At 37.0% G+C, this 16,123-nt stretch carries 18 protein-coding genes; 4 read left to right on the forward strand and 14 right to left on the reverse strand.

Features of this window, described 5'->3' with window-relative positions:
• Positions 1 to 85: 85 nt before the first annotated feature.
• Positions 86 to 466 carry a plasmid mobilization protein gene (locus LAV82_RS19900; RefSeq protein ID WP_013056777.1) on the forward strand — a complete coding sequence of 127 codons (381 nt, stop codon included), beginning with the start codon at positions 86 to 88 and terminating at the stop codon, positions 464 to 466.
• Between the two features lie 56 nt (positions 467 to 522).
• Here the strand turns inward: LAV82_RS19900 and LAV82_RS19905 are convergent, their stop codons facing one another.
• The 12 genes from LAV82_RS19905 to LAV82_RS19960 form a co-directional block, all read right to left on the reverse strand.
• Complete coding sequence (locus LAV82_RS19905; protein ID WP_025752091.1) at positions 523 to 702, reverse strand: DUF8096 family protein; 180 nt, start codon at positions 700 to 702, stop codon at positions 523 to 525.
• 99 nt (positions 703 to 801) lie between these two features.
• The gene (locus LAV82_RS19910) at positions 802 to 1,800 is read right to left on the reverse strand and encodes an N-acetylmuramoyl-L-alanine amidase family protein (protein WP_057273068.1); all 999 of its coding nucleotides are present in this window, start codon (positions 1,798 to 1,800) and stop codon (positions 802 to 804) included.
• 96 nt (positions 1,801 to 1,896) lie between these two features.
• Positions 1,897 to 2,433 carry a PilN family protein gene (locus LAV82_RS19915; protein ID WP_098580215.1) on the reverse strand — a complete coding sequence of 179 codons (537 nt, stop codon included), beginning with the start codon at positions 2,431 to 2,433 and terminating at the stop codon, positions 1,897 to 1,899.
• A 136-nt stretch (positions 2,434 to 2,569) separates the two neighbouring features.
• Positions 2,570 to 3,892, reverse strand: coding sequence for an LLM class flavin-dependent oxidoreductase (locus LAV82_RS19920; RefSeq protein WP_499716778.1), 1,323 nt, complete (start codon positions 3,890 to 3,892; stop codon positions 2,570 to 2,572).
• A 1-nt stretch (position 3,893) separates the two neighbouring features.
• Positions 3,894 to 4,616: a riboflavin kinase gene (locus LAV82_RS19925; protein ID WP_499716779.1), complete on the reverse strand. Its 723-nt coding sequence runs from the start codon at positions 4,614 to 4,616 to the stop codon at positions 3,894 to 3,896.
• Between the two features lie 165 nt (positions 4,617 to 4,781).
• Positions 4,782 to 5,555 carry an amino acid ABC transporter ATP-binding protein gene (locus LAV82_RS19930; RefSeq protein ID WP_029321411.1) on the reverse strand — a complete coding sequence of 258 codons (774 nt, stop codon included), beginning with the start codon at positions 5,553 to 5,555 and terminating at the stop codon, positions 4,782 to 4,784.
• On the reverse strand, positions 5,552 to 6,262 hold the full coding sequence (locus LAV82_RS19935) for an amino acid ABC transporter permease (RefSeq protein WP_013056770.1): 711 nt from the start codon (positions 6,260 to 6,262) through the stop codon (positions 5,552 to 5,554). Before LAV82_RS19935 ends, LAV82_RS19930 begins: the two co-directional genes overlap by 4 nt.
• Before the next feature lie 27 nt (positions 6,263 to 6,289).
• On the reverse strand, positions 6,290 to 6,988 hold the full coding sequence (locus tag LAV82_RS19940; protein ID WP_013056769.1) for an amino acid ABC transporter permease: 699 nt from the start codon (positions 6,986 to 6,988) through the stop codon (positions 6,290 to 6,292).
• A 74-nt stretch (positions 6,989 to 7,062) separates the two neighbouring features.
• The gene (locus LAV82_RS19945) at positions 7,063 to 7,884 is read right to left on the reverse strand and encodes an amino acid ABC transporter substrate-binding protein (protein ID WP_013056768.1); all 822 of its coding nucleotides are present in this window, start codon (positions 7,882 to 7,884) and stop codon (positions 7,063 to 7,065) included.
• 69 nt (positions 7,885 to 7,953) lie between these two features.
• Positions 7,954 to 8,220: a glutaredoxin family protein gene (locus LAV82_RS19950; RefSeq protein WP_013056767.1), complete on the reverse strand. Its 267-nt coding sequence runs from the start codon at positions 8,218 to 8,220 to the stop codon at positions 7,954 to 7,956.
• Between the two features lie 26 nt (positions 8,221 to 8,246).
• Positions 8,247 to 8,771 carry a GNAT family N-acetyltransferase gene (locus tag LAV82_RS19955; protein WP_013056766.1) on the reverse strand — a complete coding sequence of 175 codons (525 nt, stop codon included), beginning with the start codon at positions 8,769 to 8,771 and terminating at the stop codon, positions 8,247 to 8,249.
• Between the two features lie 10 nt (positions 8,772 to 8,781).
• On the reverse strand, positions 8,782 to 9,312 hold the full coding sequence (locus LAV82_RS19960) for a hypothetical protein (RefSeq protein ID WP_499716780.1): 531 nt from the start codon (positions 9,310 to 9,312) through the stop codon (positions 8,782 to 8,784).
• Positions 9,313 to 9,639: 327 nt separating this feature from the next.
• On the opposite strand from LAV82_RS19960, the gene LAV82_RS19965 reads away from it, so the two are divergent.
• Together LAV82_RS19965 and LAV82_RS19970 are read left to right on the forward strand one after the other, a co-directional pair.
• Entirely contained in the window at positions 9,640 to 10,665 is a 1,026-nt protein-coding gene (locus tag LAV82_RS19965; protein ID WP_499716781.1) for an LLM class flavin-dependent oxidoreductase, read from the forward strand.
• Between the two features lie 478 nt (positions 10,666 to 11,143).
• Positions 11,144 to 11,965: a Cof-type HAD-IIB family hydrolase gene (locus LAV82_RS19970; protein WP_013056763.1), complete on the forward strand. Its 822-nt coding sequence runs from the start codon at positions 11,144 to 11,146 to the stop codon at positions 11,963 to 11,965.
• Between the two features lie 48 nt (positions 11,966 to 12,013).
• Here LAV82_RS19970 and LAV82_RS19975 read toward each other — a convergent pair whose 3' ends face one another.
• Entirely contained in the window at positions 12,014 to 13,357 is a 1,344-nt protein-coding gene (locus LAV82_RS19975) for a 2-hydroxycarboxylate transporter family protein (protein ID WP_211078793.1), read from the reverse strand.
• Between the two features lie 144 nt (positions 13,358 to 13,501).
• Positions 13,502 to 15,211 (reverse strand): NAD-dependent malic enzyme, encoded by a 1,710-nt coding sequence (locus LAV82_RS19980; protein WP_499716782.1) that lies wholly within the window; start codon positions 15,209 to 15,211, stop codon positions 13,502 to 13,504.
• A gap of 498 nt (positions 15,212 to 15,709) precedes the next feature.
• On the opposite strand from LAV82_RS19980, the gene LAV82_RS19985 reads away from it, so the two are divergent.
• On the forward strand, positions 15,710 to 16,114 hold the full coding sequence (locus LAV82_RS19985) for a hypothetical protein (RefSeq protein ID WP_013056760.1): 405 nt from the start codon (positions 15,710 to 15,712) through the stop codon (positions 16,112 to 16,114).
• Positions 16,115 to 16,123: the final 9 nt, after the last annotated feature.

Raw genomic sequence — 16,123 nt, forward strand, 5'->3', positions numbered from 1 at the left:
TGGAAAAGGTTGCTATTATTAAAGACAAGAGAATGTTTACATATGATTGAACGCAGCAAGAACTGCTCTTGAAAGGAGATACCTTATGAGAGGACACAGCATTCCAGCAATTAAGTTGAATGAAGAAGAAAAAGAAAAATTAGAGGAACTTATTGAACACTATAATTTAAAACGAACTTCTCTCATTCGAAAATTTATTATGGATGGAAAAGTCAAGCCTCCTTTAATCGGCAAAGAAGCAGGTGTGGAACTATTGGTTAACCTCCGAAAGATTGAGTCTGAACTAAGCCGGCTAAGCAATAATATGCATCAAATTGCAAAGTACTTACATAAACCAAAAGATAAGCAAAACCATTCACAGAATCTTGAAGAAATACTATTAGAAATGATGAAAAAACAAAAACATGTACAAGAAGATGTAGAGACTATTTCAGAGCAGCTTAGCGATCATTTATACGTTAAATAGAGAAAAAACGCTCTTTTCATTTCAGAAAAGAGCGTTTTTTATAAAGAAGTAGGGATTTAAATGCTTTTTTTCATCCCGCACTTTGCGCATGTACGGATAAAAATAAAGTCTTTTACTAAGCTTTTAAATTTCACATGTCCACAGTTATCGCATCTGCCTGCAACTTTATCCGGAAACTCCTCATATACATATACTTTTGTTAAATCAATCGCTTCTTGTTGCTCTTCCATTTCCATCACACCTTTATGCATCTTTACGATTCAGCTCTTTATATTCTATCAAAAATAAGTAAAATTACTAGGGTGAAAGCTTCAAAAAACAAGCAGGTTTTTTCACTATTTTTTTATCCGTTCAGCTTTGTACCACCATTTTTCTCTATCTAAAAATGCTTTTACATTCAGTATTTTTTTATCCCGAAGTGTAATGATGGCTACTGCAGCTCCTTCTTTGGAAAAGGTTACCGCTGTTTCTAACTTTTCTTTCGTCACAAATACTTTTAATGTTTCCATATTCTCTTTTGTTAATTCCGCAGTTGTGATGGTTTCTCCTTCAATGATTGTATCTTTTTTTTCAATAAAATGTTGTCCATCAATCACCCAGGCTGCACGCGTTTCACCATAAACTTGAAAGAGGGTATTCTTTTTTAAATAACCTGTTCTCTCTGACATATTTGCATCCTTATACGTCTCCGTATCCTCAGTTGTTTTGATCCATAAAGGTTTATATAAAAAAGTAGGCTTTGGACAACCTTCCTCGTCAGAATCTCCCAAAGGATTTGTAGATTTAGGCTCCAAGTTTAAAAACTGTGCAACCCCTTTTGCATATGCCACCCCCATATCTTTTAGAAATTGAGGATTTTTTAAGAGCTTTGCATCATGTTCTGTATCAATAAATCCAATTTCAGTTAGTACAGACGGCATATATGAACGCCTTAACACACTATGATTAGCCAATTTCCTGCCTCGGTTAGAGTGATTGTATTTAGTGAGAACAAATTTCACATGATCGTGAATATCGTTTCGTAACACAATGGTTTGGTTATTTATATTTTTGCTATAAATAAAATCTTCATATCCCGTTTCGCCGCCTGAATTTATATGAATAGATAAGTATACATCAGCACCCCACGCATTGGCTTTGTTGACCCGTTCATTTAATGACAAAAACACATCGGTTGTACGCGTTGTACAAAGAGAAAATCCTTGATAGTGAGTAGAAAGAAAAGAGATGATGTACTGTTGAACAGCTAACACTAAGTCTTTTTCATACAGCCCGCTGGCGACAGCCCCTAGATCTGCCCCTCCGTGACCTGCATCTAAATAAATTTTTTTCATATAACCTGTCTCCTCCTTATCCGTAGCATATGCATGAATAAGCGAAGACGTTTGTTATACAAAACTACTTTTATGTATAAAGCTTTTTGCTATGGCTCATTTAGAAGTCTTTACAACTGATTTACCATAGCTGGTAACATCAAAATATGTATTTGATCCATCGTCTTCATTGATCACAACATCTAAGTCATGAAAATAACGATGAAGTTCTTTTAACAGTGCTTGATCTTTCGTCTGCTCTAGCTGTCCAGCGAGCTTCTCCATATGCTGAAAGTCTTTCTTTAAAACAGAATCTTTTACTTCAATCGTGCCAATCGTATTTTTAATGGCTGTCGCTTCTTCTTGTACGGAAGGCCAGTCTGGGTGCTCAATGGCACTCCACCCCGTCAAATCATTTAGTACGTCATGATGTTCAGCTATAAAATCTTTTGCCTGCTGATCACTGCTTTCCAGCTTATCAACTTTTTGTTGATTCACTTTAATGGCACTTGCCTTTATACTTTGCTGTGATAAAAAAGGAATTTTTCCGTTTTGGCACAATATCCATCCTGTCGCTCCTCCCCCGACTAAAAGAACGGATAAAGATATCGAAATGATCATACGCTTTTTCTTACTTTTATGTCTTTTTTCCATTTGACTCCTTTCCGGGTATACAAAACCCTTTAGGCCTTATGAACTGAAACGAATAACCTACAAAAAGAATTTTACCATATTTTTAATATTAAAAATATTAAAAAAAGAGACTCCTTCGAGTCTCTTTGAATCCACTTCAATTAACTTTCACCTTTGTGTAGCGATTCTTAGGAACATTCAACTGCAAGTTACTTCTTAACGTACTCCCTTCGTATTCTATACGATACAGGCCTCTTTCTTGCAGTATCGGTACAATGTGTTCTACAAAGTCATCTAAGCCATGGGGAACGCTTGAATGAATAATAAAGCCGTCAGCTCCTTTTTCTTCAAACCACTGTTCCATCAAATTAGCGATATGCTCTGGCGTCCCAATAAATTGTGTTTTAGGTGTAGCAATTCGCAGCGCTGCTTCTCGCAGTGTCCACTTATATTTTTTAGCATTTTCTTTAATTTTGTCTGTTGTACTGCGGAAACTATTACTTCCTATATCTCCTAAGTCAGGAAATGCCTCATCTAATGGAAACTGTGAAAAATCAAAATGATCGAAAAAGCGTCCTAAGTAGTTTAGCGCATGTTCAATTGTCACCAATTGAGAAAGTTCTTCATATTTTCTTTCGGCTTCTTCGTTTGTACTACCAATTATAGGACCAATTCCCGGGAAAATTAAAAGTTCGTTTTCATTGCGCCCTTGCGCTGCGGCTCTTGATTTTACATCTTGGTAAAAAGCTTTTGCTTCTTCTAAATTGTCTGGTCCCGTAAACACTGCGTCAGCCGTTTTCGCTGCTAGATCTTTGCCGCTTTCAGAAGAGCCTGCTTGAAACACTACGGGCTGCCCCTGAACTGAGCGGCCAATGTTTAACGGGCCTTCTACAGAAAAAAATTCGCCTTTGTGATGCAATCGGTGCAGCTTTTTCTCCTCAAAAAATTGTCCGGTTTCTTTATTTCGAATAAAAGCATCATCTTCCCAAGAATCCCATAATCCCTTTGTTACTTCTAGAAACTCTTCAGCTATTCTATAGCGTTTGTCATGAGTGGGGTGCTCTTTTCCATAGTTAAGCGCAGATCCTTCTAATGGAGATGTGACAACATTCCATCCCGCTCGGCCGCTGCTAATATGATCAAGTGAAGCAAACTGTCTAGCCACCGTAAACGGTTCGCTATACGAAGTCGATAGAGTGCCGACTAAACCAATATGAGAAGTGACAGAAGCAAGTGCTGATAGAATAGTAAGAGGTTCAAAACGATTCAAAAAATGCGGAAGCGATTTTTCATTAATATATAACCCATCGGCAATGAACACTAAATCAAATTTTCCTTCTTCCGCTTTTTGAGCCTGCTGCTTGTAAAAATCTAAATTAACGCTGGCATCTGACAAGATTTCAGGGTGTCTCCACGCCCCCATATTTCCTCCGACTCCATGAATAATAGCCCCTAGCTTTAATTGTCTTTGATGTGTCATATTACCATTCTCCTTTTTCATATCCATTCATAAATTCTCGTAATTGATTAGTTAAACCGCCTGCTCCAAAGCGAAGGACTCCTTCTTTTTCTGTCTTTCTTTCATTTCCTTCTTGTGCAAATTGTAAAAAAGCGATAACGTGAACTCTTCTAGGGTGAATATTTTCAATTCCTTCGTCATAAAACCATTGATCAATTGTATTGTAAATCCCTTTATTGACTTTGAATTGACTGTGGCACCAATTAAAAAACTGGAGATCAGGCAGATTTAAATATCTCGCTTGCCCTAGCTTGGAAGCTGTAGCTTCACTAGATACATAGCCCATATGTTGAAATCTTTGCTTAGCTTGCAGCGTATCAGCTTTAATTTGATGCTTTAAAAACTCAATAGAAGGGAACTTTTTCTCTCCTCGCACCCGAAAGATTACGTCGCATTGAACTGTCTCTCCATAAATAACGTCGTTAAAATCCAAAATATGAACCTCAAATGTTTTAGATAGTTCCGATCCAAATGTCGGCTTAACCCCTACATTCATAACTCCTATATGTTCAAGTCCCTGCAGATGAACGAGGACACCATACACGCCATTTTTTAATTCCTCATGCTGAGTATCTATATTAGCTGTTGGAAACCCTAAGTATCTTCCTTGCTGCCTTCCAGGTACAACCTGGCCTTTTATAATAAGTTTTTTGCTTGTTTTAGCTTTTAATGCTCCTCTATTCACTACGTTCACCCTTCTTCCCTTAAGTCTAGTAAAAAATAAAAGGTTCTTTGCACAATGTCACACATTGTGCAAAGAACCTCTAGTGATCTAGTCGGTTTGTTTAATTTGATGATTTTATCATATACTTATTATTCCTATGAGTCAAGTTGGTTTTTAATTAAAATATTAGATTGTTTTTTCATAAATATAAGAGTAAGGAGAATGCGTTGGGTTAATACGCTTGAAAAATTGCTTTGTTCGATCTTCTTTTGGGTTTAAAAATATGTCTTCAGGATGACCTTGTTCGACAATCTTTCCTCCGTCCATAAACACCACGTGATTAGAAACTTCACGGGCAAAACTCATTTCGTGCGTCACAATGATCATCGTAATTCCTTCTTCAGCAATTTTACGAATAACAGACAGTACTTCACCCACCAGTTCAGGGTCCAAAGCAGACGTCGGCTCATCAAATAAAATGACTTCAGGATTTAAAGCAAGCGCTCTAGCAATGCCCACTCGCTGCTGTTGACCTCCTGATAACTGACTTGGATAAGCATTTGCTTTTTCAGCAAGCCCAACTTTTTCAAGGACGTCTAAACTGCGTTGTTTCGCTTCTTCCTTTGGCAGCTTTTGAACAATAACTAGCCCCTCCATAATATTTTCAATAACGGTTTTGTGTTTGAACAAGTTGTATTGCTGAAAAACCATCGTTGTTTTTTGTCGAAGAGTTAAAATGTCTTTGCGATTTGGCTTTTGGCACTGAACCGTAAATTGATCAATCGAAACTTCTCCTTCATCTGCTTTTTCTAAGAAATTAATGCAGCGTAAAAACGTAGTCTTTCCAGAACCACTCGGTCCTAAAATGGTCACAACGTCGCCTTTTTTAACAAGTAAATCAATACCGTCCAATACTGTATTATGACCAAATGTTTTTTTTATATTTGTTAGTGTAATCATACAACCCCTCCTCGATTATAAACAGTTAATTTACGTTCAAGCAGCGCTGTTATTCCTTCTATTAACATCGTCAGCATCCAATAAATAAGAGCAGCAGCAATATAGGCTTCTAAAAACTTGAGATTATTCGAAGCTACGATATTAGCAGCACCGTTTAGCTCTTTTTGCGATACGATGAATGCGATAGAAGACGTATGCAAAAAGCCGATGAAGATATTACATAAATTCGGTAAAGACAAAGCAAACGCCTGTGGAAAAACAATTCGTTTCATCGATTGAAAACGATTCATCCCAATAGCATACGCAGCCTCAATTTGTCCTTTTTCTACAGCTAACAAACCAGAGCGAATAATCTCTGACATATAAGCTCCCGCTGTAAAAGACAAAGCGATTAATACAAATACGACAATAGGAATGCTGTTTGCATTGAAGCCCCATCCATAGTAACTCGATAGTTTATTAATAAATAGCGGGAACCCTAGGTAAATAACCATAATATGAAGAATAGCAGGCGTTCCTCGGAAAAATGATACGTATACGTTGGCAATTGGCGTTATTATTTTCACTGAATTGATTCTCACAGCCGCAACAGCAATACCAATAAGCAACCCGCCTAGTAACGGACCGATGGTAATAAGGAGCGTTAAAGGTAATGCCTTTAAAATTTCTACAAATGCTGTCCATATAAACGGTACGTCAATAATCATGTTTACACCTCTTTTAGTAAGCTCGTTTTATACATGAACAGGCTGATCATGTTTTTGCAGCTTCTGTTCTGATTTCACAAAAAATTTCTCTAATATAATCGCCACAAAATAATAAATAATGGCAAGTGCGATATATACCTCCACTGCATGAGCCGTTGCAGCGATAATGGTATCTCCTCTTCCCATCATATCCATCACACCAATGGTAAAGGCTAAAGACGTATCTTTTAAGGACCCAATCACAAGATTTCCAAAGTTAGGAAAGGCTACAACGAGAGCTTGCGGCAGCACAATTCGAGTGAACGTTTGTTTTCCGGTCATTCCTATACTATAAGCTGCTTCAGTTTGCCCTTTATCTACACTATTAATGGCACCGCGCATCATTTCAGAAAAAGACGCCGCCGTGCTCAGTGAATACGTGATAATAACAAATACGAGCGGAGCCATTCTTGAAACGTCAATATGAATCAATTGTAAAAGGGCAGGTATCCCGTAAAAAACTAAAAATAATTGAATTAAAATAGGCGTTCCCCTCATAAAAGAAATATAAACTGCTGCTATTTGACTTAACACCGGTACCTTATAAATACGAGGCAGGGCAATAAACAATCCCAAGGTACTGCCAATCACAAGTGAAGCAATCAAAATCCAAATTGTAATATGCAAATAAGATAATAATTGAGGAATAGAGGTGAAAATCAGCTCTATATCAAATGCTTTTCCCATCTTTTTCTCTCCTTTGTTTCCCTCTACAGGTAGCGAAAGGACCCAAGTTCAAGGCTTGGGTCACAGTAAGTGCTTTAGTTATTTCCAGCTGCTTTTGTATAATCTTCTCCCAGCCATTTTTTACTTAATTTTGTCAATGTTCCGTCTTCTTTTATTTCTTTTAACGCTTTATCAACATCTTTTTGTAAACCTGTTTCATTTTTGCGAAGCATAAAATATACTTTTGAATTTGAAATAGCAGGCCCTACAACTTTTTGCTCTGCGTCCGCTTGTTTATTGACAAAGTCAACTGCAAACGGCGTACTAATCGTGGCATCCGCACGCCCTGTTTTCAGCTGCGTTTTTGTATCATCAGATCCTTGGCCTGAATAGACGATATTAATTTTATTTCCATGTTCTTTGTTATACTTATCGATTAAGTTAGCAGAATTACTCGTTGCTCCTACAATTACCTTTTTACCGTTCAAATCTTTAATTGATTTAATAGACGTATTTTTTTCGTTTACAACTACATGTAGCGGAAAGATATTATAAGGTTCTTTATTAAAAAGGAACTTTTGTTTTCTCTCTTCATTCACTTCCATCTGATGGGCTACTAAATCAATTTTGTTCGATTCTAAGCTCAAAAGTAAATTAGAAAAATCCATTGTCTTAAATTCGAACTTATAGTTTGGAAGACGTTTGTCTATTTCTTTAACAAGTTCTACGTCATACCCTGTTAGATTTCCTTTATCGTCAAGAAAGCAAATGTTCGGAAATTGCGTACCCGTTCCTACAATAATTTTTTGTACTTTGTCTTTGCTTGCGTTAGCCGCTGTTTCTTTATTTGGTGTTCCGCAAGCGGCTAGTAATAAAAGAAGTGATAAAAAGATAGCTGTCAGCTGTAGTTTTTTCATGTGTTTTGTCCCTCACTATGTCTCAAAATAATTTATTGTTTTAATGAATTAATAAAATACATGTTCCAGCTATTTAACGATTGGTGAATAGTCTTCAATCAATTTTTCTATTTGTTCATAATCTTTTTCAATTACTCCTTTAAACTGCCCCTCGTCTCCAATTTCAACGACCGGTACATGGCGAATACCGTATTTAAATTCAAGTAAATCCCGCAAATAATCTTTTCCTTCTACATCGATACTTTCATATTGATATCCTTTCTCATGAAAATATGCTTTTAGTTCCTCGCAATGATGACAACCTTTTCGATTCCATAATAAAATCTTTACTGACATTTTGTCTCCTCTTTTCTTTTTAATTATTAATTAGCTTTTTGCAACTCTTTGTGTTTTTCTAACTCGTATCTTTCAGGATGTAAGATTTTCCTTAAGAATACGCCTTTTCCTTCTTCTCCTTGATCAACTTCAAAAAAACGTTCGTACCCTTTCCTTTCATACATAGGAATCAACCACGGATGTCGATCAGAAGTAGCCAATGTAACGGCAGGTTCCCCCAATTGATCCCGAATAATTGTTTCTTCAACCCATGTTAAGAGTTTAGAACCTACTCCTTTCTTTTTAACCAAAGGATCTACCGCAAACCACCATAAGAAAGGCCAGTTCGTTATTTCTTTATACGTTCTTGCTGTAATCGTAGCTACGATTTTTTTATCACTTTCCAGCACGTAGCAACGGCTGTTTTGAATGTTTTCTTTTACAAGTTCAATCGTTGCCGTTGCGGCTGGAAACTTAATTCCTAGCTCTCGAATCGGCTCGTATGCTCGAAGTGTTAAATTCAACAGTTCTTCAGCATCTTCTACGGTTGCTAATCGAAATAATTCACTCATTTTCTCCACCTCATTTTATAAATGATTGAAGAGATAGACCTGCTTTATAAATCAGCTCATCCACCGCTTCCTTTAAACGACTTTTAGCATTCATATTGTTGATGCCTGCAAAAGACACGTATTCATGCAGCAGAAAAAGACTGCTGAGCCAATAAGGTCTACCTAAAAAAGACGCTAAAAGTTTTAAATCATATTTAGCTTTTAGTAAAGAATTCACATTTTCCCCAACAAGAATCGGCAGAAGTATTTTTTTATGCAATAAATCTTCCGGCAATACTTTTGTTAGTTGTTCAAAAGACTGTACGTATGTTTCATTTACTCCAGATAACAGAACGACAATACTTTTAGCTTGTTTCACTTTTGAAATGAATACCTTTACTTCTTTCTGAGCTTCCTCCGTTAAAGCGTGTACATCATGATACAAAATAGCTTCTGCGTGCACTCCTTTTGAGGTTAAGCAAGCTTCTAGCTCATCTTTTACTGAAGCTATTTGTTGATAATTATGAGAGCTTCCGTTATATAAAATACATACATCGCTCACTTTCTTCCCCTCCTTTTTATAGCAAAAAGGCTCCTGGAGTTTACTCAGGAGCCTTTGGTAGACCAATCAGCTTTAACTGTTTGTTTGATAAAACTGGAGAATGAAGTGAAGTGTCTTTGAAACATACTCACTTAATTCTTATTTATCCAAGTTGTTTTATCGGCTTTTCTGTTTGATGATTCAACTATATAGCCTCAAAATGGCAAAGTCAACTTATTTTTTAAAAAATATTTTTCTTTTAAAAAACTCTTTTCATTTGGAAAATCCTTTGCTAAAATAAACCCCAATTATTCTTACCTTTTTTATCAACTTTAAGGAGTGTTTTCAGTGAAATTAAGTATTTTAGATCAAAGCCCACGTTATGAGGGTGAGCGTGCTGAAGATGCATTTCAGCATACCATTCAATTAGCTCAGCTAGCAGAAGAACTTGGTTACCATCGCTTTTGGGTAGCCGAGCATCACGACTCTGAACATGTTGTAGGATCATCACCTGAAGTGTTAATTTCTCACCTGCTCGCTAAAACGCATCATATCCGTATTGGTTCAGGGGGCGTTATGCTTCAGCATTACAGCCCTTATAAAGTAGCAGAAAATTTTAATGTTTTAGCCTCATTATCTCCAAATCGCATCGATCTTGGAATCGGTAGAGCACCAGGAGGACTACCTCATTCTACTCAAGCCTTACAACAAAACTCTCAGCCCACTAAGTCCTTAACAGACAAACTGATAGAACTTAAACAATACCTAAACGATACGCTGCCGGAAGATCACCCCCTTTACGGTTTAAAAGCCTATCCAAGGCCGGAAAAATCAGCAGATATGTTTTTACTGGGAGCAAGTGCTTCAAGCGCAGAGCTTGCGGGTTCATTAAACCTTCCTTATGTATTTGCTCAATTTATTAATGGTGATCAAAAAGTGCTAAAAGAAGCGATTTCTGTCTATAATCAGCACGTTTCATCTCGCGCACGCTCGCTTGTCGTTGCCCTTTCCGTCATCGTAGCGGATACCGTAGAAGAAGCAAAAGCATTAGCATCCAGCACAAAAATATTTAAAGTATACTTACAAAATGGTAAGTCCGCTACATTAGGCTCCAAAGAAAAGGCGGAAGAATTTGGTCAGCAGTCCAAAGAAAGCTATCAAATTGAAGAAAAAGAAGCCAACGTCATATACGGTACAAAAGAAACCGTTCGTCAAAAGCTTAAAGCTTTGAAGCAGTCATTTTCTATTGATGAATTTATTATTCTTACTGCTATTCAAGATTTTGAACAAAAAAAGCGGTCTTATACGCTCTTAAAAGAAGCTTTCAGTGAAGGAGATGCTCAGAAAACTAATCACACTTTAGCTGCTTACTAATCTAGAAGCTGGGACAAATAAATTTTAGTTGAAGGAAAACGCGAACTAATAATCAAAATTTCCGATTATTAGTTCGTGTTTTTTTATCATTAAAATGGACGTAGCTTTCATGTGTTTAGTTGCTTCTAGCTGGTGGTTGGAGGACAAGACAGAGACTCCTGCAGGAAAAGCGGAAGGGATGAGACCCCGCAGGAGGGTATGCGACGAGGAGGCTCATCCCCCGCGGAAAGCGAAGTCTTGCACGGAAATCAACAGCGGTGTAACAAGTCATCCATACTAGATCATTTATCTCATTTGTTCGTCTATAGATCCGAGTGATTTCGTTATATCTCAATTTCTTTGTTTCATCTACTTACGAGGAGTTCAAACAAAGTATACGCATGCTTCTTTTTTTCAAAAAATCATTAAATTGAATCGAACGTTTTTTTATAGTACCATATGAAGATATGAGTCTAGTAAAAGAAGGGAATTTACACATATGCCTTACAAAATGATTGTTTTAGATTTGGATGATACACTATTATGCGATGATCACACTATTTCTCCGCGCACGAAAGAAGCATTAATGAACGCGCAAGAATCAGGAGTAAAAGTTGTACTTGCTTCTGGACGACCAACTTACGGAATGGTTCACATTGCGAAAGAGCTAGAATTAGAAAAGTACGGAAGCTTTATTTTATCGTTTAACGGGGCAAAAATTATTAATTGCTTAACAAATGAAGAGCTATTTAGCAGCACATTATCTCCGAGAACCGTTGCACGTCTCAACGATATTAGCCGCGAAGAAGGCGTTTTAATTCATACGTACGTTGGAGATGAAATTATAACGGAAGTAGAAAATAAATTTACGGATATTGAAAGTGACATTACAGGTCTGCCGATCCGTGTTGTTTCATCTTTTACTGATGCCGTTACAGAACCTGTTGTAAAAGTACTCATGCTTGCAGAACCGGAAATGCTGGTTCACGTTGAAAAGAAACTTCAAAAGCAGCTTCAAGGAGAGCTAAGCGTAATGCGCTCTAAACCATACTTCCTTGAATTTACAGAAGAAGGCGTCACAAAAGGGACAAGTCTCCACTTATTAATTCAACAGCTTGGCATTACACGCGATGAAGTGATCGCCATTGGCGACAGTTATAATGATCTTGCCATGATTGAATTTGCTGGACTTGGCGTAGCAATGGGAAATGCTCCTGAAGATATTAAAGAAAAAGCCAACCACGTAACAGATACAAACATGAACGACGGTGTGGCAAAAGTTGTGGAAGAATTTATCTTAAAACCCGTTAGCGTTTCATAAGACAAAAAAAGCAGCTCGTACGAACCGAGCTGCTTTTTTGTTCTGATTTTATACTCCTAAAAGTTTCATAAGAAGCGTAGCTAAAATAACAGTAGAAGCGCCTCCAAGTCTTGTTGCTACTTGAGCAAATGGCATAAGTGACATACGGTTGGAAGCTGATAAAATCGCTACATCTCCCGTACCTCCTAAACCGCTGTGACAGCCGGTTACAATGGCAGCATCCACTGGATGCATTTTCATCATTTTACCTACAAAATAACCCGTTGCTACCATAGCAATAACAACTGCAGCACATACAACTACATAGCCTGGTGTAACAATTTTCACTACATCTTCAAGAGGAATATACAAAATTCCTAGCCCCACCATTAACGGCCATGTTAAGCTCGTAGAAATGAATTTGTACATATGGTAAGCACCTTGCTCCATCTTAGCAGGCATTACTTGTAAACATTTGACTAGCGTTGCCGCTACGATCATTAAGACTGGACCTGGAATTCCTAAAAACTTATGTGCTAAGCCTCCGAAAATAAAGAAACTACATGCAATTAAAAGGCCTGCACCCATTAACGAAAAATCTACTGGCTTATTGATGTTTGTTTCTTCTGAAATTCCATCTCCACCTTTTGTCTTTACAAGAACTCCGTTACCTGTTAATTCTGGCTTTTTCTCTCCAAGACGTTTCATTAAGCCGGCACACACAATCGCAACGATGTTTCCAATAACAGCAGCTGGAATCATTTGCGACACAAAAGATTCTGCTGAACTACCTAAAATTTGAGAATAAGCAAGTGAAAGCGGTAAAATACCTTCACCAATCCCTCCTCCAATGATTGGTACAACAATGTAGAAAAATGTATGTTTTGCTCCGTAACCAAATAACGTCCCAACAGCTACCCCTGCAGCTACAGCGGCTAGCGTACCTAATACAAGCGGTACAAACATACGTGTAAAGCCTTGAATTAAAACTTTGCGGTTCATACCAAGGATACTTCCGGCTACTAAACAAGAAATATAAAGGTATAAAAAGTTTGATGTTTTCATCAAAGTTGTTACCGCTTCCATAGATGCGGGATTTAAAACATTATAAAAAACTAATACGGAAGGTACAAGCAGCGATAAAATAGCTGGTCCGCCAATATCTTTTAAAATCGGAATTTTTAATCCTAAATCACCAAGCAGCATTCCCATTACCATAATAATCGCAAATCCGCCAATCATATCTGGAGGAAGCTCGTTGTAAACGGCCGCACCATATACAATTAATGCAAGTAAAACGTATAGCGGCAGAGGAATAACTCCTACTTTAATATTGTTGATCCGGTTCCAAAAACCCTTATTTTCAGGCTGTGAATCTTGAGTAAACGTTTCCAATTTACGTGCTGTATTCATCTCATAACCCCCTGTGGTTCTAATATAGAGAATCATACACAAATTTCAAAAAACTATATACGTTATGTAACTTAAGAATTCTTTTTGTAACTAAAAAAAGCACAGCTTCTTTTTTTCAGAAGCTGTGCTTTTTCTATCTAAAAATTAAGCATTTACTGTTTCTAAAGCTTTAACTTCTTTGTATGTTGGTTCCCACATTGCTGCTTTTACTGCCGCTTTAACATCTGTTGGAACTTCTTTTGCAACGCCATCTTTAATTGCTGCGTTAGCAACTGCTAAAGCAACGTTATATGATACTTCACGTAATTCTTCTACGCGTGGTAGTAATGAAGCACCCGGCTTGCTGCTGTCTACCATTTGAGCTACAGCGTGTGCACATGCTGCAAACATGCTGTCTGTAATAACTTCTGCTTTTACCACGATTGATCCAAGACCAAGACCAGGGAAAACAAAAGCATTATTAGATTGGCCAATTTCATATTCCACACCATCGTAGTTAACTGGTTCAAACGGACTTCCCGTTGCTACAAGCGCTTTTCCTTCTGTCCAATTTAATAGGTTTTCAGGAGTAGCTTCCGCAAGCGGAGTTGGATTTGACATTGGTAAAATAGCTGGGCGTTCTACATGCTTCGCCATTTCTTTTACGATTTCTTCTGAGAATGCGCCTGCTACACCAGACGTACCAATTAAGATTGTTGGCTTAACTTGTCTGACAACTTCCAAAAGAGAAATTTTGTCTTCTTCACGGTTCCAGTCCTTCACTTCTTCTGCTTTTCGTGCATAAGGCGTTTGGAAACCTAATAAGTCGTCCATGTCATCTGTTAAAAGGCCTCGGAAATCAACTGCCCAGAAGTTTTTGTATGCTTCTTCTTCTGTAATACCGTCTAATACCATTGCGTCACGAACTTGGTCTGCAATACCGATACCTGCTGTACCCGGTCCAAAGATTAAAACGCGGTGGTCACGAAGTGGCATTTTAGACACTTGAACTGCTGAGAAAATAGCGGCAAGCGTTACAGCACCTGTTCCTTGGATATCATCATTAAACGTTAGAATTTCTTTTCCGTACTTGTTAATAATGTTACGAGCATTTACATTACCGAAATCTTCCCAGTGTAACAGTGCATTAGGGAATATTTCAAGAGATTTTGAAATGAATTGATCTACGAAATGATCATAGCGCTCACCGCGGATACGTTCATGACGGTTTCCGATATATAAAGGATCATTTAATAATTTTTCGTTGTTTGTTCCTACATCAAGAACAACTGGAAGTACTCTGCTTGGGTCGATTCCTGCTGCAGCTGTGTATACGGCTAATTTACCGATAGCAATATTAATACCGCCAACGCCCCAGTCACCAATTCCTAAAATACTTTCTGAATCTGTAATAACCATTAAATCAATGTCTTCACTATTTGCATCGATATTTTTAAGGGCTTCTTCAATGCCTTCTACATTATCGATTGATAAGTATACGCCACCCGGACGGCGATATTCGTGGCTGTATTCTTGGATTGCTTGTCCAACTGTTGGTGTATAAACAACTGGAAGCATTTCTTTTAAGTGATCTTGCAATAAACGATAGAATAATACAGCATTACGGTTCTGTAAATCGTTTAAATACACATTCTTACCAAGGTTATCCGCCTGAGCTAAAAATTGCTCATATGCACGTTTTGCCTGCTCATCTAAAGTTAAAGTCATTGGAGGAAGTAAACCTTCTAATCCTAACGTTTTACGCTCTTCTTTTGTAAAAGCTACTCCTTTGTTTAACATTGGAGCTCCTAAAATTTCTTTCCCACGTAAAGTCGTTTCAATTGTTTCATTATCTGCAAAAAATACGTTGCGCATACGACTATCTTCCTTTCTGTAGACTTGTATGACAAGCATACAAGTTGGTTAGATTTAAGTAATTAATACCTTATATGGATATTACTCATATTATTCAAATGTCCGTTAACTTTTTATGAATAGCTTGCTAATTCATTTGACAATAGTATATTTTATGCCTATCTATTTCTGCTGTCAACTATTTTAGTAGAGCAATTTTTTAGTTATAAAGAGGTGGAAATTTCTGAATTTAATATCTTTTATCAATTTTCTTTTTATATAGGTACTAAGAACCCTCTTTATTCTATTCATCTCTTTTTGAAAGTCAAAATAATCCTTTAATATGGAAAAAATGTTTAATTATAAAAAATTTATTTTGAAATAATTTTAATTTAACTATAAAAGAATATTTTTTATTTTTTTGTCTATGCTGATTAGTGAATTACTATGAATATTTTTTCCTTTCTATCTATACATATAAACTACATAGTTCTTTTTTATAATAATGGAGGTTATTGTATGTTAAAACCAGATACAGCTATTATTTTTGGATTTCTTATCGAAGAAGCGGCCAGTCGATTAGACGATCAAGAGATTAAAGAAATTGCGGCTAAAGAGCTAGAAAATGGAGAATTGGTGTTTGAAGAAGCGAGTTATTTTTATAAACGCTTTTTTATCCCTGCTTCCTCTGAATTAAGACAAGCTCTTCGCCGAGAGGTCTTATCGCTTCATTTAACATTAAATCAAATCAAAAATGCTCATGGCAACGGATCTATGTCTAAGATTGCTCATATGCATCAAATTATTGCAGAAACTGAAAAATCAACAAACGAACTTAACAGACTTTTAAATCTTGCGTTCTATGAGGGTGAGGACGATCAGACCTACGCCTCCTTCATGAATATTTTTTCAAATAAATCATAAAAAAACCGT

The organism is Bacillus sp. ILBB4 (assembly GCF_035064545.1).
In the GTDB taxonomy this organism is placed as follows: Bacteria; Bacillota; Bacilli; order Bacillales; family Bacillaceae_H; genus Priestia.